Here is an 18,737-nt window from a genome sequence, read left to right as displayed (position 1 = left end):
CTAAGTATTTATTCACCATTTATTTGTGTTGGACCGTGAGAGTCGCCCTAGTTGATCAAGCTAAAATCAGGTATTTTTTAACTTTAACCAAAAAGAGGCAGGCACCGTCCCGTTGTCACTAAATTTTCGTAACCAAATCAGTTATGTCTTCAATGTAGCAGTCATAGTTTAATAGTTTTAATAAGGAGGGATTTTGTTTGAAACAGTAACCACCAATGATGATTTTGCTATCCTTCAATTGAGGTTCATTTTTAATTTTATCAATTAATTCCTTGGCATGATGAACGTGAGTATAGATTGTGACAGAGATTGCAATATAATCTGGATTTTCTTTTTTGAAAAAAGGAATCGCATCTTTAATGGGTAACTTATTACCTAAATAGATTACATCATAACCTTGGTATTCTAGAATATGGTTGACCAATTTTATCCCCAAATCATGTAATTCTTCTTGTGTTGTACAAGTGATGACGCGACCTTTCTTGGGCTTCTGGTTAATAACATATTGATAACATTCCATTACATTTTGGTGAACAATCGCAGATGCAAGGTGTTCATTAGCTACTGTAATTTCATTTCGTTGCCACATTTGTCCGATTTTATACATTGTCTTTTCAATTCCGAAATACGTATGTTCTATTGGGATATTGTGTTTAAATTGATCTAGGATTAAACGACGTGCTTCTGTCCGGTTTGACTCTAACAAGTAGGATAAATATTCAGTTGAAAAATTTTCTGTTATTCTACCTTGCCCCATCTCTTTTTAGCTCCTTTTTGAACTCATACATTTTTTGATCTGCGGCCTGGATAAAAGCTTCAACTTTTGTATCATCATCATAAGGGATTGATACAGCACCATAAGAGATTGACGAAATATCCGTGATTTTTTGGAATTCTTTATTAAGTCTAGCTCCAATGTCAATCGCTTCTTTTTCATCACAGTCTGTTAATATTAGGAGGAACTCGTCTCCTCCTGTTCGGAAGGCAAAGTCAAGGCCATGGCGGATATGTCTTTTTGTTATGGTTGCAAACCCCTGTAATAAATGGTCTCCTTTGTCATGGCCAAAGGTATCGTTTATCTCTTTAAAATTGTTAAGATCAATCATAAGGATCGTTATAGGATACTTCTTTCGCTTAGCCTTTATAAGCTCTGTTTGAATCGCTTGATTAAACTGTCTACGATTATATAATCCTGTCAAACTATCCGTAAAGCTTAATTTTTCTAGTTCCTTCTTTTGTTCGTTAATAATCTTATTTTTCCTCATTAATTCTGAGTTTAACTGTGATAGGTCAGAACTAATTTTCATTATAGTTTCAACCGTGTCTAAATACTCTTGGGATAAGGGGGTCAATAGAATCATAGTTAAGCTGTCTATTTTTCGAATAAAAGCTTGGAAAGAATGAATTTCAAAAGCGATTTGAAAATTCAACTCTGTCGTAATCTCATCACTTTCTTCATTTTGCAAAAGCTCTTTTAATTTGTACAAAGAGGGGGTGTCAAGTATTAGACTAAGACTCTTACCCTCAAAAAACTCAGTATCCTTTGATAACATAGTATTGCTTCGACCACTAATCGTCTTAATAGTCATAGAATCGTCTATAACTATGTAAACCAAAGGAAAGATTGTAAGAATATCACCATTTTTGGTCAAATTGGGGTCCTCCGGTTACGTTTGGCTAAGTTTATTTTATATGTGTCAAGGGTTCCACAAGAAGTATGGGCTTTTAGTTTTTATTATAGCACTTTTTACCCATTGTTTGTCATTTACTGCACAGTCATTCATGTATTTAAAAGCCAGAGATTACTTATTGACCAGTAAAGAAATGTACGTCGATTTAGGAGAAGATTCCCCCGATAGGCGAAAACAACAATCCATTGTTTGACATTCACTACGAAGGCTTGAAAGTCTAGGCTATACTGTTTCACTTTTGAACCCAGAGCGTCTTAGTATAAGCCATTCAAATGTAATATGCGCTGAAATATGGCGTTCCTCTCTTTTCTTAAAAAAAATGAGTTGCGCTTTAAAGTGCACCCTTTGTAAAGGACATTTTAAAAAGCCTAAGCACCTTGTAAAAGATGATCTCTTTGTATTGAACAGAGTTAATTGTTATTGGGTTAATATTTAGATTTAAATTAGGTAAGAGTATGACTAAAACTTTATTAGTCATTCCTTTCAAGTAAGACAGTAAATAAATTATTTAGAAAATAGTAGAAATACTAGTAATGAACCCTTGTCACCACATGGCTTACGACGTTATTTCTGTACTTCTGCATTGGAAGCAGGATTGACGTACATAAAGTTGCAGCAATGGCTGGACATCAATCGATAAATACATGCTTATGTACACAAATCCATAAAGGAAAAAATGCTTAAGAAATTAAATATGTAAAAAAAGGGTAACAACCTATTTACTCCCTTTTTTTGGAAATGGTAGTTATCCGAAAAATTAAAAAGATATTTGACGAAATAAGTTGTTAATAGTGCTAATATTATAAGTATTATTTTGATATTTATCAAAAAAAAATGACCTGGACAAACCTTCAGTAATGGGGGGACGCTAAACTATAGGGGCTAAAACTTTTGTTAAGCCAGCCAGGTGCCGTTTTAGGGAAACATATCCTTATTAACGGGGTGTGTATTTTATTTATATTGAAATAAGAAAGGGATATGGATATGAGTAGAATTACAATAGATAAACAAACCTTAAAGGCACAAAACAAAGTTTTGAGAATGACTGCTACTGGAAGCTCTCTTACTGAAATATTGACAACTCTAGCACTAGAAATAGAAACACTAATCCCAAAAACTTATTGTTCCATTTTATTGTTGAATGATGAAAAGCAAACATTGGAAAACGGGATAGGACCGAGCCTCGATGAATCATATAATGAGATTTTAAATGGAACCCAAATTGGTCCAAGTGTAGGTTCTTGTGGAACAGCGGCTTATAGGAGGGAAAGGGTAATTGTAAAAGATATTGAAAAATACATATTATGGAAAGAATATAAATCATTAGCCTTATCTTATGGACTAAAAGCATATTGGTCGCAACCTATTTTATCCTCGGACGGAACAGTGTTAGGCACATTTGGTTTATATTATGGTGAACCTAAAGTACCAAATATTCGAGAATTGGGAATTCTTGAGGACTTTACTCATTTAGCATCTGTTGCCATTGAACACAAAAAAACAAATGAGAAACTCCAACAAAGTGAACAACAGTATCGTCTTTTAGCAGAAAACGTATCTGACTTCGTTGGTTTATTAAATCAACAAGGGGTTTATGAATATGTATCTCCATCACATGAAAAATACTTAGGATACTCCTCTTTTGAACTTGTGGGAAAGAACTGGCTTGATTTCGTGCACCCTGATGACGTTAATAATGCCATATGGGTATTTGAGAAACAAGTAAAAATCGGGGCTCCACAAAAATTAATCTTCCGTTACAAACATAAAAACGGGCAGTGGATATACCTTGAGGGTAAAGGAACACCGATTCAAGAGGAAGATGGACTAGGAAGCAGATTGGTTTATATGGCAAGAGATATAACAGAGCAAAAACGTGCAGAGGAACAACTTAAAATAGTGGTTCATGATTTAGAACAAACACAACAAAAATTTGATTCGTTATATAATAATTCACTTGATGCCATATTTGAAATAGACAGTGAGGGTAAATATTACCGTGTAAATAGCGTTGCAGAAAAAATAACTGGTTATCAAAAAGAGGAACTAGTAAAGTTAGGGATCAATGATTTGATTATTGAATTAGAAAAAGTAAACAATATTTTTACAAGGATAAAAAATGGTGAATCACTTAGAGTGGAACTTACTCTTAGACATAAAAAAGGACACTATGTGAATATAGATGTTAATGGGGTACCAGTATTTAGGGATGATGGAACTGTTAATGTAATCGCATTTGTCCAAGATATTACAGGGAGAAAACGTGCTGAAGAGGAACTAAGAGAATTAGCGTATAAGGACTCTCTAACAGGCCTTCCAACTCGTGAACTTTTTAGTATCGAGTTAGATAAAGCGATTAAAAGTGCAAAAGAATATAAATATTCACTAGGTATATTATTTATAGATTTCGATAATTTTAAAAATGTTAACGATACTTTAGGACATCATTTCGGTGACCAAGTTCTAAAAAAACTCGTTAAGATCATGGAAAGTCAATTAGGGAAAGATAATCTAATATCTCGACAAGGTGGAGATGAGTTTCTAATTTTGGTTGAAAACACTGACAAAGAGAAAACAGGTATAATTTGTGAAAGACTCATCAAAAGATTAACAAGTCCTATAGAGTTGCACGGGCACGAGGTTTTTATCACACCAAGCATAGGTGTTTGTATGTTCCCTGAGTACGAATTTGATGCAGAAATTCTAATAAAAAATGCCGATTTGGCTATGTACATGGCAAAAGATATCGGTAAGAATAATTATCAATTTTTCTCGGATAACTTAAATGACCAGGTCTTACGAAAGAGTCGAGTCACAAATGCTTTACGGAAAGCACTTGGCAACGGGGAGTTTACTTTACATTATCAACCACAATTTGAATTAAGTACAAATAGAGTAAAGGGAATAGAGGCCTTATTACGTTGGAATCCAGAGTTTGGATTTGTTTCACCGGCAGAATTCATCCCAATAGCAGAAGAAACGGGTCTAATAGTTGAAATTGGAGAATGGGTATTAAGAGAAGCATGTAAGCATGGTAAAGAATGGAATGATAAAGGTGTATTAAAAACACCTGTTTCTGTTAATGTATCTGCACGTCAATTTAAGGAACGCTCATTTATAGAAACAGTAAAAAATGTGTTAAAAGAAACGGGTCTTCCACCGAGTAACTTGGAGATTGAAATTACCGAAAGGGTTATGATTGATGTAAACGAGGCAGTAAACATTGTGAATCAGTTAAGGATGTTAGGGGTGCGAGTTGCGATTGATGACTTTGGAGTCGGTTATTCTTCATTAAATATGCTTCAGAGTATAGTTATTGATAGTTTAAAGATTGATCGGGCTTTTTTACATGATGTAATGAAGAATAAAAGGTCAGCAGGGTTATTAGAAGCCATTATACGGATGGGGGCGGATCTAGGTTCTAATGTTGTCGTAGAAGGGATTGAAACCAAAGACCAAGTAGATTTTTTACTATCTAAAGGAGTTATTGGTCAAGGGTATTACTACAGTCGACCTTTACCGGCTGATGATCTCGAGCAATATTTAGAGTCGCTTAAATTAAAATCATAAAGGTCACTTGTTGCTTTCTAAAATGCAATGTAAAGTAGCATTTTTACAAAAAATGAGAATCTGTATAGTTTTTTTGAAAACTTTGAATGAAATTGGTGAAGAGAGTATTTTGTTAAAGGGATACTCTTTTTTATTTGGAAAGTTATTGTTTTTACATATTGAAAGGAGATGAAGTTTTAAATCTTTGCTAATTGATCCTAGAGTAACGTTGAAAATTTTGTTGCTTGCTTTCTCATTTTTGCAACATTGGGATAACGTTTATTGGCTGTATCAAACCCTGGGAAATTGTTGGTACATTCCGCTTCTTTAGATTAAAGAAGATTCAGTTTAGCCTATCCAGTGATTTTGAAGATGATGAGTAAGGTAAGGTATTACTATTCGAAAACCTTAAATGCGTATATTTATGTTACATCACTAGTTTTGTATAAATACTAATGAATTTTCAGTTTTATACTTCTTCCTGGTTAGAGCCAAAAAGGTAAATACTCAATAATTAGGTTAACATTATATTAAGAACGGGTAACTAATGTTGAAGAAGAAAGACGAAAAAACTATAAATCCTTTACTGAGAAGTACATCGATACTATTCAGAAGAGATAATTTAAGGATACAAATATAGAATGGCTTTTTTACATTCAACAAACATTCGTTCATAAAAGCACTTTTTTATTGGCATATTAGGGGGGTACCTTTACGCAAAATCAATATAAACGCGTTTCAGTATCATCACTCTATCAAAACACATGTTGAGTGTGTAGCTCAACTTATTTTAAAAGTGTAAACTTCAATAAACATTTACTATTGAAAAAATACATCGTCTTGCCTGACCCTGAGTGTGTAGCAAAGATTGTGTTTGTGAGAGAAGCTTCATCAAGAAAGGATGGAGTTTTCTCTATGAAATCAGTTTGTGGAACATTAATGTGAAACAAGAAAAACCGGGTCGTGCCATGCACCACTAGATAAGTCTCCAACGTAATGAGGGTTAGTTTAATCGTGGAATCATTCCACTTTTCACCGGTAATCAAGTGGTTATTTGATAGGAGCTTTCCAGAGGTTTCGCGACTTTTTGGAGCCTTTATTTCATAACTATTTCAAAGAAGTGCAGAGAATAAAACCACATTTTACCTCACGATAAAATGTGTTGTCAATAAGAAATTTGTAATATTTTCAAAAAAGTGTTATAATAGTCTTACAATTGTTTTTTTAATCGTATTCCGAATTCCACTGTATTTTTTTGCAGATAGAATTATGGATACGTTTTTTTAATATCTTTTTTTAAGCCGAAGAGAAACTCAAACAATTGTGTGAGCTTTAAAGGTAAGTTAGTTGAATGAAATTATCAATTTACTATCTAATAGTAACCGAGTTTTAATTCTACAAGGAGGACTAGAATAATGAATCTAATCAATAAGAAAGTTACACACAAGCGTTTTGGCATAGGTAGTATAGTTAAACATAATGATTCTAGTATTGAAATACATTTCGCATCGGAAAATAAAAAGTTTGTTTTCCCTGATGTATTTGGAAAGCACCTAAAACTACATGATAAAAGTGTTGCTAATTCACTTGAAAAGATTATACAAAAAAAGGAAATGGAACGAAAGGAGGAAGAATGGAAGAAGGAAGAGGAAAAAAAACTACAACGAAAAAACCAGGAACTTCGCTTGGAACATGAAAAACTTATGAAAAATCATAAACTACATCCCGAATCACAAATGGTTTTTTGGTGTGACACAGAAGAACAGAATAGTTCTTTTTCAGAGTGGAAGGTTTTTTCAGGCGTAATAAAAAGTGGTAATAACAAGGGGAAGCCAAACAAACCCATCCGCTTGCACCAAAATAGCGCTGTCCTGTTAACAGCAATAGATTCTAGCATGCCTGAAAAAGACAGACGTATCTTAGGTGTCTATATGGTGAATGAAGATTTTATCGGTAAGATTTGTGAAGATGGATATATTCCTGCTCATTCAAAATACAGACTCCAACTTACAGAACAGGAATCGGATCAGATGCTTTTCTGGGAATATTATGTAAATGAAAAATTCCCCCACAAAATGACATGGAATACAGGTAAATACCGTTATTTTGAAAATTCATGGATAGCTCAAATTTTGCTTGATATAGTTTCGTTGAAAAGTGACCCAAAGGAACGAGAGTTGGCACAACAATTTTTTGAACATTTTTGTAAAATGAATCAGATAACAGATCAAGAGTTACCAAAGCCTAATGGTGCATTAATGCGTATTTAGATGTGGAGTGTTTAGCTCAACTTATTTTAAAAGTGTAAACTCCAATAAACATTTACTATTGAAAAAATACATTGTCTTGCCTGACCCTCAGTGTATAGCAAAGATTGTGTTGTGAGAGAAGCTCCATCAAAAAAGGATGGAGTTTTTTCTATGAAATCATTTTGTGGAACATTAATGTGAAACAAGAAAAACCGGGTCGTGCCAGGCACCACTAGATAATACCATCTGCTTTTTTTATTTTTAAAAAAACCATTCAGGACCGATTTTCGTTAAAATAAACATTGCCGATTTTCACAAATTATAAATGTCCCAATGTACTTGTGTTTGATAATAAATAATTAAGCATTATATAAGTGTAAAAGAAGTGGCACATTTGGCTTTATATTTTTTGACCGAGAATTTGAAGTTGTATCCATAGTGAGAGGATTTGAGTTTGAAATGATAGATAATTTTTGGCGTGATTTACCACGACCATTTTTTGTACTTGCACCAATGGAGGATGTGACAGATGTTGTTTTTCGTCACGTGGTAAGTAAAGCTGGTCGACCAGATGTATTTTTCACAGAGTTTACAAACTCAGATAGCTATTGTCATCCAGAGGGCATGAAAAGTGTGCGTGGTCGTTTGATTTTTACAGAAGATGAACAGCCAATGGTGGCACATATTTGGGGGGATAATCCCGAATATTTCCGCCAAATGAGTATTGGCATGGCAGAGCTAGGATTTAAAGGCATCGATATTAATATGGGCTGCCCTGTACCGAATGTGGTATCGAGAGGGAAAGGTAGTGGCCTTATTCTGCGCCCAGACGTTGCGGCAGAACTTATTCAAGCAGCTAAAGCGGGCGGGCTGCCTGTCAGCGTGAAAACACGACTTGGCTATAAGGATGTAAATGAGTGGGAGGAGTGGCTAACGCATATTTTAAAACGGGATATTGCGAACCTTTCTATTCATTTACGTACAAGAAAGGAAATGAGTCAAGTAGATGCGCATTGGGAGCTAATTCCGGAAATTAAAAAATTACGTGACCGTATCGCACCAAATACGCTATTAACAATCAATGGAGACATTCCTGACCGTCAAACTGGGCTGCAGCTTGCTGAACAATATGGTATTGATGGCGTTATGATCGGGCGAGGTATTTTTAAAAATCCTTTTGCTTTTGAAAAAGACCCAAAAGAGCATAACAGTAAAGAATACCTTGATCTTTTAAGACTGCAGCTTGATCTTCAAGATCAATATGCGGAAGCACTGCCACGTTCAATCACAGGGCTTCATCGCTTTTTCAAAATTTATGTCAAAGGATTCCGTGGAGCTGGTGAATTAAGAAATCAATTGATGAACACGAAATCAACAGATGAAGTGCGTGCATTGCTTGATAACTTTGTATTAGAGAATGATTAATAAAATGTAAGGTAAACAATACTACATCAATATGTCTGCGATCATTCGTCAAGCCATGTTGAGTCAGTGGTCTTATTAACGCTTTAGTATCAAGGTTTCTGAGTGTCGATAAGACCACATGACCACGAAACGCTCACTTTTTAGTAAATGAATTTTTCTAGCTTCTTAACTGTATCTTTTTGCATATCAGTGGTAGCATGAGGATAGACATCTAACGTAATTTTTACTGAAGTATGCCCTAATCGTACCGCAACGATTTTGGGATTGACACCTAATTCTAATAATAGCGTTGCATAAGTGTGCCTTTGGTCGTGTATTCTGATCTGAGGCACATTTGCTTTTTTACGATGCGATTAAAGATAATCGCTAGCGTCCTCGGATAAATGGGATCCCCTCGTCTCATTCCTGTTCCTACAGCCGTCAGGAATATCGGATAGTATAACGGGTTATCTAACTTAGCATACATCATGTTGATGTTGATTTAACTACTGGTAACATAACGTGGAGTCATTGGGATAGAGAGGAAGAAGTAGCTACGGAATTTAAGACTGTTACAGTAGCTACATGTAATCAATTTCTAGATGAGCTGAAGAAAATCAACCTTCTGAATTGGAAAAGGGAATACATAGAACCAGGTGTACTTGATGGTACAAGTTGGAGTTTAGAAATTATTAGAGAAGGTAGAAACATCAAAAAATACGGTAAAAACCAGTATCCTGACGACTGGGACACATTCTGCAAACTAATGAGGAAAATGATTGGTAAGCGTTTTTCATAGACGAATCAAAATGAAGCGTAACAAAGAAGACATTTTTTATAATTATTCGGACATTTCGCCAACCGTTAGTTTATGGTACAATGAATATAGAATACCCTGGTTACGTATTTTGAACTTTATAAAAAGAGGGTGAACGTTATGAATCATTCGGAAGAAACCAAAATCACACATAGATCAGTAAAAGAAAAAGAACAAATAATGAATCGGTTAAAACGAATTGAAGGCCAAGTTCGAGGAATTCAAAATATGGTTGAAAATGACCGCTATTGTGTAGATATTATTACGCAAATTTCTGCGATCAATGCAGCAATGAAGAAAGTAAGTCTTCAATTATTAGAAAAACACACCCATCATTGTGTATCAGATGCTATAAAAGCTGGAGATGGGGATGACGCGATTAAAGAATTAATGGAAGTTTTTGCTCGTTTTTCTAAATCTTAATAATAACTGTCAGTAAGGTGATTCTGCTATTTACGTAAATGTTGACATACCTAACAAGGGTATAGTAAGTTTGAGTAGTAGATATTAAAGATAATGAACAAAAAGAAATTAAAGGAGGAATTAAGCTATGCAACAAATAACACTAAATGTACAAGGAATGTCTTGTGGACATTGTGTTAATTCCATTGAAGGCAATGTCGGTAAATTAAATGGTGTTGAATCTGTCAAGGTACACCTTAAAACAGGGAAAGTGGATGTTTCTTTTGATCCTAACGCGTTAAGCGTAAAAGATATTGAAAATGAAATTGAAGATCAAGGGTATGACATAAAGAAGTAATAAAATAAGGTTCTTTTCTAAAAGGTTGTTGCTGTAAGCTATTGGACCGTCAACCAAGCTAAAGCTTGGTTCTTCACGCTTAAGCTTGGTTCTTCACGCTTAAGCGTGAAGCATTTGAACATCAATCAGCCAGATGGACAAATGAATTTGTCCATCTGGCTGATTGATGTTCAAAAAACGGTCCAATAGCAACAAATTTTACGAAAACAGCCTAAAATAAAAAAAGAGATCGTGCTATTATATGGCACGTTTACTTTTGAAAAAAATATACCCCTGTATAGTATATAGGAGGGAGTGGTTGACATGACCCAAAAAGAAGCAACGCTGAAAATTGCAGGAATGACTTGTGCAGCTTGCGCTAACAAAATAGAAAAAGGGCTGTCTAGAATTGAAGGTGTGCAAGAAGCGAATGTAAACTTCGCACTTGAAACTACTAAAGTAATATATGATTCCACATATACAAGTCCAAAAGATTTTGAAGATAAAATTGAAAAACTAGGATATCATGTTCTTCATGAAAAAACGGAATTCGATGTTTCTGGTATGACGTGTGCTGCATGTGCAACAAGGATTGAAAAGAGAGTCAATAAAATAGAAGGTGTTTCTCGAGCGAATGTTAATTTTGCTTTAGAAACGATTTCCGTTGAGTATGACGCGGAAAAAGTTAGACCGACTGACATGGTGGAAGTTGTTCATAAACTTGGATATACTTTGATTCCTAAACAAGATACTGAAGAAAAAGTGGATCATAAAGAGAAAGAAATAGAAAAACAGTATGGTAAATTTCTATTTTCGACAATACTTACTCTTCCACTTTTATGGACGATGGTGACGCATTTTGAAATAACGTCATTTCTATATATGCCCGATATGTTTATGAATCCATGGGTTCAATTGGCTTTAGCTACCCCAGTACAGTTTGTGGTTGGGGCTCAGTTCTACAGAGGCGCATATCATGCGTTGAAGAATAAGAGTGCCAATATGGATGTTCTTGTTGCTATGGGTACAAGTGCTGCCTACTTCTACAGCATTTATTTAGGATGGGAATGGATGAGTGCAGGAAGTCAGGGAATGCCTGAGTTATATTTCGAAGCTGCAGCAGTCATTATTACCCTCATTGTACTTGGTAAGTTATTTGAAGTTCGAGCGAAAGGGAGAACAAGTCAGGCCATTCAAAAACTGTTAGGTTTGCAGGCTAAAACAGCACGAGTGATTCGAGATGGGGAAGAAAAAGAGATTTCAATAGAAGAAGTGATGACTGGGGACATTTTAATCATTAAACCAGGTGAGAAAGTACCTGTCGATGGAGAGATTATTGAAGGCCGTTCAGCATTAGATGAGTCTATGATTACAGGGGAGAGTATTCCAATAGACAAATCTATTGGAGATCCCGTGATCGGCGCTACGATTAACAAGAATGGCTCTCTGAAAGTGAAAGCAACAAAGGTTGGAAAAGATACGGCCTTAGCACAAATTGTAAAAGTGGTTGAAGAAGCCCAGGGATCAAAAGCGGATATTCAGCGAATGGTAGATAAAGTATCTGGCATTTTTGTTCCAGTTGTCGTAGTCATTGCGATTGCTACCTTCTTCATATGGTATTTCATCGTTACACCTGGAGATTTGCGTGCTGCGTTAATTCCAATGATCTCGATCTTGGTGATTGCTTGTCCTTGTGCGCTAGGACTTGCTACTCCGACATCGATTATGGCTGGATCAGGACGATCGGCAGAAATGGGGATCTTGTTTAAGGGTGGAGAACATTTAGAAAACACAAAATTCATTCAAACGGTCGTGTTAGATAAAACAGGGACCGTAACAAAAGGTGAGCCAGAACTCACCGATTTGACGGTTGGAAATGGTTTTTCTGAAGAAGAAGTTCTATATTATGTTGGTTCCGCCGAACATAACTCAGAGCATCCTTTGGCACAAGCCATCGTAAAAGGTGTAATAGGGAAGGATATCAAATTAGGAAATCCATCTGACTTTGAAGCTATACCAGGCTTTGGTATTAAAGCGACAGTAGATCAGAAGACGATTTATGTAGGAACGCGCAATCTTATGAATAAAAACAACATTGCTCTAGAAGACAGCGTTCTATCACAAATGGAGTCTTTAGAAAATCAAGGAAAAACAGCTATGTTAATCGCCATTGATTACCGCCTTGCTGGGGTTATAGCGGTGGCAGATACCGTCAAAGAAACGTCAAAAGAAGCCATTAAGCGAATGGTAGACCTTGGTCTGGAAGTCATTATGTTAACAGGTGACAATGAACGAACAGCGAACGCCATCGCGAAGCAGGTTGGGATTAAACATGTAATTGCTGAAGTAATACCAGAACAGAAAAGTGATGAAATTGAAAAATTGCAGAAAGAAGGAAAAAAAGTTGCCATGGTTGGTGATGGTATTAATGATGCACCAGCACTGGCAATAGCCGATATCGGAATGGCGATTGGCACTGGGACTGATGTTGCCATTGAAGCAGCAGATATTACACTTATGCGTGGAGATTTAAATAGTGTGGTTGATGCGATTATTATGAGTCGTAAAACGATGAAAAACATTAAACAAAACTTGTTCTTTGCTTTTGTTTACAACACTTCTGCGATTCCAATTGCAGCGATTGGGTTGCTTGCACCATGGGTTGCAGGAGCTGCCATGGCTTTTAGTTCTGTATCCGTTGTATTAAACGCTTTACGACTGCAGAAGGTAAAGCTCGTGAACAAGGAGGCGGCTTAATGAGTAATAAAAAATGGTGGTTGTTTGCAGGCATTCTTTATTTGGCCCTTGTCATAGGGGGCTACACTTTGATAACTGGGGCAAATCCTTTGGAGAGCGGTAATATACACAGTGACCATACGGATCATGGTGAAGAGTCCTACGGTATTGTTGAAGATCCAATAGAGGATGAGGATAACTTCGAACAGAAACTTCACAACAACTAAAGGAGATTATAAAAAGAAGTTCACATTCAGCAAGATAACTAAAATTAGCCGTTGATTAAAGAGATATCAAGGGAAATGATCCCGAACTCTGACTAAAAAACCTGAATGGGCTTTAAAAATTACACAAAAAACTAAACACCTCGTTAATCCGCTATAATAAGGGTTGTGTTGCCTGATGTAATCACCTTTAGTCAGGTACCACAGCCTTTTTGCATTTTTTGGTTATGGCTTAGATTACTAATAAAGTAACATGAGAACTACCATCCGTTGCATTGGACACCTGTTTTCATTTATCATGGTAAAACACTACAACATCTTTTTTTATGTTTGCGATTTTATGTTGATACATATTGAACGTGTTGCAGTACTAGAGACTTAATAGTGGTAAAGGATGAAACGATGAGCGAAGAAATGATTTTATACGTGAAGCCCAAGTTTATTAATGAGTATAAAAATGGCTTTCCTATATTAACGAAAGAGGCCATTTCAAACTGGAATGATGTGAAGGATGAAGGCGAAGTTGTCAAACTGGTGGATACGAAGCACCGTTTTATAGCTAAAGGCTATTATGGAAGGCAAAATAAAGGGTATGGCTGGGTTTTGACAAAAAACGAATTGGAAAAATTTGAACAAGATTTTTTTGAAGATAAAATAGCGACTGCTTTAAAAGGGCGAGCGGAATTTTTTAATGACCCTGATACAACTGCATTTCGAGTTTTTAATGGTGAAGGAGATGGAATTGGCGGCTTAACGATTGAATATTTCGATGGTTATTACTTAATACACTGGTATAATCAAGGAATTTATAAATATAGAAATGAGATTATTAATGCTCTGAAAGCCACAACAGATTATAAAGCAATTTATCAGAAAAAGCGGTTCGCTACAGACGGAAAGTACATTGAAGAAGATGATTTTGTTACTGGAGAACAAGGGGAATTTCCTATTATTGTAAAGGAAAATGGCGTTCAATTTGCCATCTACTTAAATGAGGGGGCAATGGTTGGTGTCTTTTTAGACCAACGTGAAGTTAGAAAAACAATCCGAGATAAGTATGCAAAAGGGAAAACGGTATTGAACACATTTTCCTATACGGGAGCTTTTTCCGTGTTTGCCGCGTTAGGTGGAGCGAAGAAAACGACGAGTGTCGACTTAGCTAATCGAAGTTTAAGTAAAACAATCGAACAATTTAGTATTAACCATATTGATTATGAGGCGCAAGACATTATTGTTGAGGATGTCTTTCACTATTTTAAATATGCAGGAAAGAAGAATTTGAAATTTGGTATGGTGATTTTAGACCCACCGAGCTTTGCCAGGTCGAAGAAGCATACGTTTAGTGCGGCTAAAGATTATACAAACTTACTTAAAGAAACGATCGCGATCACAGAAGATGATGGAGTGATTGTCGCTTCAACGAATGCAAGTTCCTTTGGCATGAAGAAGTTCAAAGGGATGATTGAAAGAGCATTTAAAGAAATGAGTGGAAAATTCAAGTATTTAGAGGAATATACACTTCCAAGTGACTTTAAGACGGCTAAAGAATTTCCAGAAGGAAATTATTTAAAGGTCGTTTTTATCCAAAAAATAAAAGGTTGAATTGGGTTGAACAAAACGTTATGAAACAAACATATAATGCCGTGATCTTTGATTTAGACGGTGTCCTCGCTGATACGGTTGAGTATCATTATTTAGCTACAAAACAAGTCGCCGATGAGCTGGGGATTCCTTTTGAAAGAGAATTAAATCAAAAAATGCAAGGGATGAGTCGGGCAGCGCTGATTGATGAGCTTGTAAAAAACAGTGATATTTCCTTCACTTCAGATCAAAAACAAGCATTAGGAAACCGAAAGAATGAGTATTATCGACAGCTTATACAAAAATTAACGAAAGATGATGTTTTACCAGGAATGTATAAGTTTCTAATGGAACTAAAAGAACATCGGATAAAAATGGCCATTGCGTCTGCAAGCTCTAATGCAAGAACCGTTTTGGGGAATTTAGGGATAAACTCTTTTTTCGAACATGTAGTTGATATCGGTGAAGTGAAAAACATGAAACCTCATCCTGAAATTTTTCTGAAAGCAGCAGATGCGCTTAAAGTCCCACCGCAAAATTGTATTGCCATTGAAGATAGTGAAGCTGGGATCAAAGCAATAAAACAAACAGAAATGTTCTCGATCGGAGTCGGTTCCCATGCGGCAGTAAAAGCAGCAAATTGGCATGTATATCAAACAAGTGAAATTACACTTACAAAGTTACAAACATTTGTAAAACTTTCCGTGCAATAGTAAAATCATGCAGTTCATTCATTTTGAGAGTGAACTGTTTTTTTATATATTCAAATTTATAACGCTTCATGCATTCTCATGTTCGGTTACTCATAGCTTCTAATATAGGATCGAGTATCATCTGTTTTTCATCCCGACGAACAACGACACCCCTGGCGAGTTTGACTTAACAAAATGGAGGAGGACGTTAAGATGAGAGAGAAGGATGAACTGTTAGCGAAAGATGAGAAGTATGTGTGGCATGCGATGAAGCCTTATAGTCCAAAGGAAACGATGGTCATAAAAGAAGCGAAAGGTGCATGGATCACTGATACTGACGGCAAAAGATATTTAGATGCAATGGCTGGGTTATGGTGTGTCAATGCAGGCTATGGAAGAACTGAATTTGCAGATGTTGCTTATGAACAGATGAAACAACTTGCTTATTATCCGTTAACCCAAAGTCACCGACCAGCAATTGAGTTGGCTGAAAAACTTAATGATATGCTAGGTGGCGGCTATGTTATTTTCTTTTCCAATAGTGGGTCAGAGGCAAATGAAACGGCCTTTAAAATCGCTCGGCAATATCATTTGCAAAAAGGAGAGCATCACCGTTATAAAATAATTTCTAGATACCGTAGCTACCACGGAAATACGATTGCGACTCTTGCAGCAACGGGTCAAGCCCAGCGGAAGTATAAGTATGAACCATTAGCGACAGGCTTCGTCCATGTCCCGCCTCCCGACTCATACCGAACCCCTGAAGACCCCAGTGTCCCTCCGAGAAAGTTAAAGTCAGTTGAGGCCATTGACCAAGCGATGACATGGGAACTAAGTGAAACGGTTGCCGCTGTCATTATGGAGCCGATTATTACAGGTGGCGGTATTTTAATTCCACCAGATAAGTATATGGCAGGCGTTAAAGAAGTTTGTGAACAGCATGGAGCACTTTTAATTGCTGATGAAGTGATTTGCGGCTTTGGACGAACGGGTAAGCCGTTTGGGTTTATGAACTACGGGGTGAAACCTGATGTTATTACGATGGCAAAAGGGATTACGAGTGCTTATTTGCCTTTATCGGCAACGGCAGTAAAACGTGAGATTTATGAGGCATTTAATGGGTCTGGCGAGTATGATTATTTTCGTCACGTCAACACATTTGGTGGTAGTCCAGCAGCATGTGCAGTCGCTTTGAAAAATTTAGAGATTATGGAGAAGGAAAATTTGTTTGAACGTTCTAAACAAGTAGGCGAACAGTTGATTAACGAACTAACAGCTGCGATACAACACCATCCTCACGTAGGTGACGTCCGTGGGAAAGGACTATTAATTGGTATTGAATTAGTAGCAAATAAAGAGTCAAAAGATCCTCTTGGTGTAGAACGAGTTAACAAAGTTTTAAATGCTTGTAAAGAGAATGGTTTAATCATCGGAAAAAACGGTGCAACCGTCGCAGGGTTCAATAATGTGTTAGCGATTTCACCACCTTTAACAATTGAGGTTGAAGACGTCAAATTTATTATTGATACGATTAAAAAAGCATTGTTAAAAGTTTAAGAAAGGAAAAGACCAGAATGACGACTCATTCTGGTCTTTTCCTATTAATTAAGCAATCGCTTTTAAATACTTTAATCATTCGTTTTAAGATTTTCAGCTTTTTCAGTTAATGAAGTGGATAAAAAGGCTAAATTTCCTGTTGCTGTATTAATCTCTTGAATAGCAGAAATAATGTCATCAATATCTTTTTTGTTGCTTTGGAACATGGATGAGTATTGTTCCATTTCCATTCGTACAGTAACTAAGCCATTTTTTACAGTCTTTAAGCTCTTATTTGAAGTTTCAGTCGATTGAGTCATTAAGTTCATCGTATTAATAAGGCTTGAAATATTTTGGTTACTTTCAATGACGAGTGTAATAATGTCATTACTTAATTGTTTGGACGACTCAGCAAGCTTTCGTACTTCGGTTGCAACGACAGAAAAGCCTTTCCCGTGTTCACCCGCACGTGCAGCTTCAATAGATGCGTTCAAAGCTAATAAGTTCGTTTGATCAGCGATTTTCTCTATTTCAGCTGTCATCGTATTGATTTGATTGGATATCTCCTTCATTTGATCAATTTTTTCTAGAGAAAGATTAACTTCTTTCATCAAGGATGAAAAAGAAATTTCCATCTCAACCATGTCACCTTCACTTTTGCTCATTAATTGATTAAGATTTTGGCTACTCTTGACCGTATTTTCAGTGTCCATTCCTATTCGAACTGCTTTTTCAGCCGTGTTTGTTGTTGTAGCTTCCGTTTGTTCAATCGTGGAAGCAAGTTCTTGGCTTATTCCTGTAAGTTCCTGTTGAAGTTGATGGTTTGCAGCATTTAAAGCTTCAATTTCATCGATACGACTTTGAATATAGGTTTCTACGATCAGTTGAGAGTCAAAATTAATAGCATGTGTAACAGCGATGATGGCTTTCCCTAACTTTTCAGGTTCACCTTCATAATATTTGACAAGTTGAGGGATAAGTAGGGTTTGAAAAAGTTGATACGTTGCTAGAAACCAACCGATCGGTAGCCGTCCTTTATTGTGAGAGCCTCCAATTTTTTGACGTTGCAGTAAGTATGCATCATTAATTTCTCCAGAAAATAAAGACTTTAAATAATATTGAAACACCTCGTACAATCGTTCACGAGAGGAGTGTTTTGTAGCAATTTCTTCTAGCATTTGAAATTTGAAAACATGATCTAGTATTTTTCCAAGAACTTGGTCTGAAATTTGTAAAACAAAAGGTTGTAACTCCTTTAATAGAAGAGCGTGTTCTTTTTGAAAATTCATGTATTCGAGACGTAATTCTTTTTCTTTATCACTTAATATAAAATGTTCTCCTGCATTTAATTCGATACGAGGTTGAAAGTCAGGCTTTTTTTTCAGTTGGAAAAACATCAAGATCACCCTTTCTAGGTTAATCGAACTAGGTGTTGTTCAATAAATATATAATAAATGTAAATGATTTGTCTATAGAATTTAAAATAAGAGATAAAATAATAACTAGATTAAAATATTCT

General features: G+C 36.0%; 14 protein-coding genes and 1 riboswitch. Of the genes, 10 read left to right on the top strand and 4 right to left on the bottom strand.

Going from position 1 to position 18,737, the window contains the following annotated elements; all coding sequences use genetic code 11:
* Positions 1-118: 118 nt before the first annotated feature.
* Together BK574_RS15920 and BK574_RS15915 are read right to left on the bottom strand one after the other, a co-directional pair.
* The gene (locus BK574_RS15920; RefSeq protein WP_078429284.1) at positions 119-757 is read right to left on the bottom strand and encodes a cobalamin B12-binding domain-containing protein; all 639 of its coding nucleotides are present in this window, start codon (positions 755-757) and stop codon (positions 119-121) included.
* The gene (locus BK574_RS15915) at positions 744-1,652 is read right to left on the bottom strand and encodes a GGDEF domain-containing protein (protein ID WP_078429283.1); all 909 of its coding nucleotides are present in this window, start codon (positions 1,650-1,652) and stop codon (positions 744-746) included. The genes BK574_RS15920 and BK574_RS15915 overlap by 14 nt, the downstream gene beginning before the upstream one ends.
* Before the next feature lie 871 nt (positions 1,653-2,523).
* Positions 2,524-2,606: riboswitch (cyclic di-GMP riboswitch) on the top strand.
* A gap of 69 nt (positions 2,607-2,675) precedes the next feature.
* Here BK574_RS15915 and BK574_RS15910 point away from each other — a divergent pair.
* From BK574_RS15910 to BK574_RS15900, 3 genes are all read left to right on the top strand, one after another.
* Entirely contained in the window at positions 2,676-5,261 is a 2,586-nt protein-coding gene (locus BK574_RS15910) for a bifunctional diguanylate cyclase/phosphodiesterase (RefSeq protein WP_158211679.1), read from the top strand.
* Positions 5,262-6,655: 1,394 nt separating this feature from the next.
* Positions 6,656-7,510, top strand: a complete 855-nt coding sequence (locus BK574_RS15905) for a malate synthase (protein WP_078429281.1) — start codon at positions 6,656-6,658, stop codon at positions 7,508-7,510.
* A 438-nt stretch (positions 7,511-7,948) separates the two neighbouring features.
* Positions 7,949-8,914: a tRNA dihydrouridine synthase gene (locus tag BK574_RS15900; RefSeq protein ID WP_078430891.1), complete on the top strand. Its 966-nt coding sequence runs from the start codon at positions 7,949-7,951 to the stop codon at positions 8,912-8,914.
* A gap of 140 nt (positions 8,915-9,054) precedes the next feature.
* Here the strand turns inward: BK574_RS15900 and BK574_RS27060 are convergent, their stop codons facing one another.
* Positions 9,055-9,246, bottom strand: a complete 192-nt coding sequence (locus tag BK574_RS27060; RefSeq protein WP_075389001.1) for a tyrosine-type recombinase/integrase — start codon at positions 9,244-9,246, stop codon at positions 9,055-9,057.
* Between the two features lie 584 nt (positions 9,247-9,830).
* On the opposite strand from BK574_RS27060, the gene BK574_RS15890 reads away from it, so the two are divergent.
* The 7 genes from BK574_RS15890 to BK574_RS15860 all read left to right on the top strand — a co-directional run bounded on the left by BK574_RS15890 (position 9,831) and on the right by BK574_RS15860 (position 17,239).
* Positions 9,831-10,133, top strand: a complete 303-nt coding sequence (locus BK574_RS15890; RefSeq protein ID WP_075389002.1) for a metal-sensing transcriptional repressor — start codon at positions 9,831-9,833, stop codon at positions 10,131-10,133.
* Positions 10,134-10,260: 127 nt separating this feature from the next.
* Entirely contained in the window at positions 10,261-10,470 is a 210-nt protein-coding gene (gene copZ, locus BK574_RS15885) for a copper chaperone CopZ (protein ID WP_075389003.1), read from the top strand.
* 303 nt (positions 10,471-10,773) lie between these two features.
* Positions 10,774-13,206 carry a heavy metal translocating P-type ATPase gene (locus BK574_RS15880; RefSeq protein WP_078429280.1) on the top strand — a complete coding sequence of 811 codons (2,433 nt, stop codon included), beginning with the start codon at positions 10,774-10,776 and terminating at the stop codon, positions 13,204-13,206.
* Positions 13,206-13,412: a hypothetical protein gene (locus BK574_RS15875; RefSeq protein ID WP_078429279.1), complete on the top strand. Its 207-nt coding sequence runs from the start codon at positions 13,206-13,208 to the stop codon at positions 13,410-13,412. The genes BK574_RS15880 and BK574_RS15875 overlap by 1 nt, the downstream gene beginning before the upstream one ends.
* Before the next feature lie 399 nt (positions 13,413-13,811).
* Positions 13,812-15,011 carry a class I SAM-dependent rRNA methyltransferase gene (locus BK574_RS15870; protein ID WP_078430890.1) on the top strand — a complete coding sequence of 400 codons (1,200 nt, stop codon included), beginning with the start codon at positions 13,812-13,814 and terminating at the stop codon, positions 15,009-15,011.
* A gap of 20 nt (positions 15,012-15,031) precedes the next feature.
* On the top strand, positions 15,032-15,703 hold the full coding sequence (gene pgmB, locus BK574_RS15865; RefSeq protein ID WP_078430889.1) for a beta-phosphoglucomutase: 672 nt from the start codon (positions 15,032-15,034) through the stop codon (positions 15,701-15,703).
* A 192-nt stretch (positions 15,704-15,895) separates the two neighbouring features.
* Positions 15,896-17,239: an aspartate aminotransferase family protein gene (locus tag BK574_RS15860; RefSeq protein ID WP_238458033.1), complete on the top strand. Its 1,344-nt coding sequence runs from the start codon at positions 15,896-15,898 to the stop codon at positions 17,237-17,239.
* Positions 17,240-17,310: 71 nt separating this feature from the next.
* On the opposite strand, the gene BK574_RS15855 is transcribed toward BK574_RS15860, so the two are convergent.
* Positions 17,311-18,615 carry a methyl-accepting chemotaxis protein gene (locus tag BK574_RS15855; RefSeq protein ID WP_078429277.1) on the bottom strand — a complete coding sequence of 435 codons (1,305 nt, stop codon included), beginning with the start codon at positions 18,613-18,615 and terminating at the stop codon, positions 17,311-17,313.
* Positions 18,616-18,737 lie beyond the last annotated feature (122 nt).

It is taken from the genome of Alkalihalobacterium alkalinitrilicum (genome assembly GCF_002019605.1).
Lineage (GTDB): Bacteria > Bacillota > Bacilli > Bacillales > Bacillaceae_F > Alkalihalobacterium > Alkalihalobacterium alkalinitrilicum.
The sequence above is the reverse complement of the archived record's forward strand: the minus strand, read 5'-3'. Positions and strand labels throughout refer to the sequence as shown.

Bases quoted from the DNA above. Each gene is read 5' to 3' on its own strand.
- BK574_RS15920 (WP_078429284.1), bottom strand. From the start codon at position 757: ATGGGGCAAGGTAGAATAACAGAAAATTTTTCAACTGAATATTTATCC.
- BK574_RS15910 (WP_158211679.1), top strand. From the start codon at position 2,676: ATGAGTAGAATTACAATAGATAAACAAACCTTAAAGGCACAAAACAAA.
- BK574_RS15905 (WP_078429281.1), top strand. From the start codon at position 6,656: ATGAATCTAATCAATAAGAAAGTTACACACAAGCGTTTTGGCATAGGT.
- BK574_RS15900 (WP_078430891.1), top strand. From the start codon at position 7,949: ATGATAGATAATTTTTGGCGTGATTTACCACGACCATTTTTTGTACTT.
- BK574_RS15890 (WP_075389002.1), top strand. From the start codon at position 9,831: ATGAATCATTCGGAAGAAACCAAAATCACACATAGATCAGTAAAAGAA.
- copZ (WP_075389003.1), top strand. From the start codon at position 10,261: ATGCAACAAATAACACTAAATGTACAAGGAATGTCTTGTGGACATTGT.
- BK574_RS15880 (WP_078429280.1), top strand. From the start codon at position 10,774: ATGACCCAAAAAGAAGCAACGCTGAAAATTGCAGGAATGACTTGTGCA.
- BK574_RS15875 (WP_078429279.1), top strand. From the start codon at position 13,206: ATGAGTAATAAAAAATGGTGGTTGTTTGCAGGCATTCTTTATTTGGCC.
- BK574_RS15870 (WP_078430890.1), top strand. From the start codon at position 13,812: ATGAGCGAAGAAATGATTTTATACGTGAAGCCCAAGTTTATTAATGAG.
- pgmB (WP_078430889.1), top strand. From the start codon at position 15,032: ATGAAACAAACATATAATGCCGTGATCTTTGATTTAGACGGTGTCCTC.
- BK574_RS15860 (WP_238458033.1), top strand. From the start codon at position 15,896: ATGAGAGAGAAGGATGAACTGTTAGCGAAAGATGAGAAGTATGTGTGG.
- BK574_RS15855 (WP_078429277.1), bottom strand. From the start codon at position 18,615: ATGTTTTTCCAACTGAAAAAAAAGCCTGACTTTCAACCTCGTATCGAA.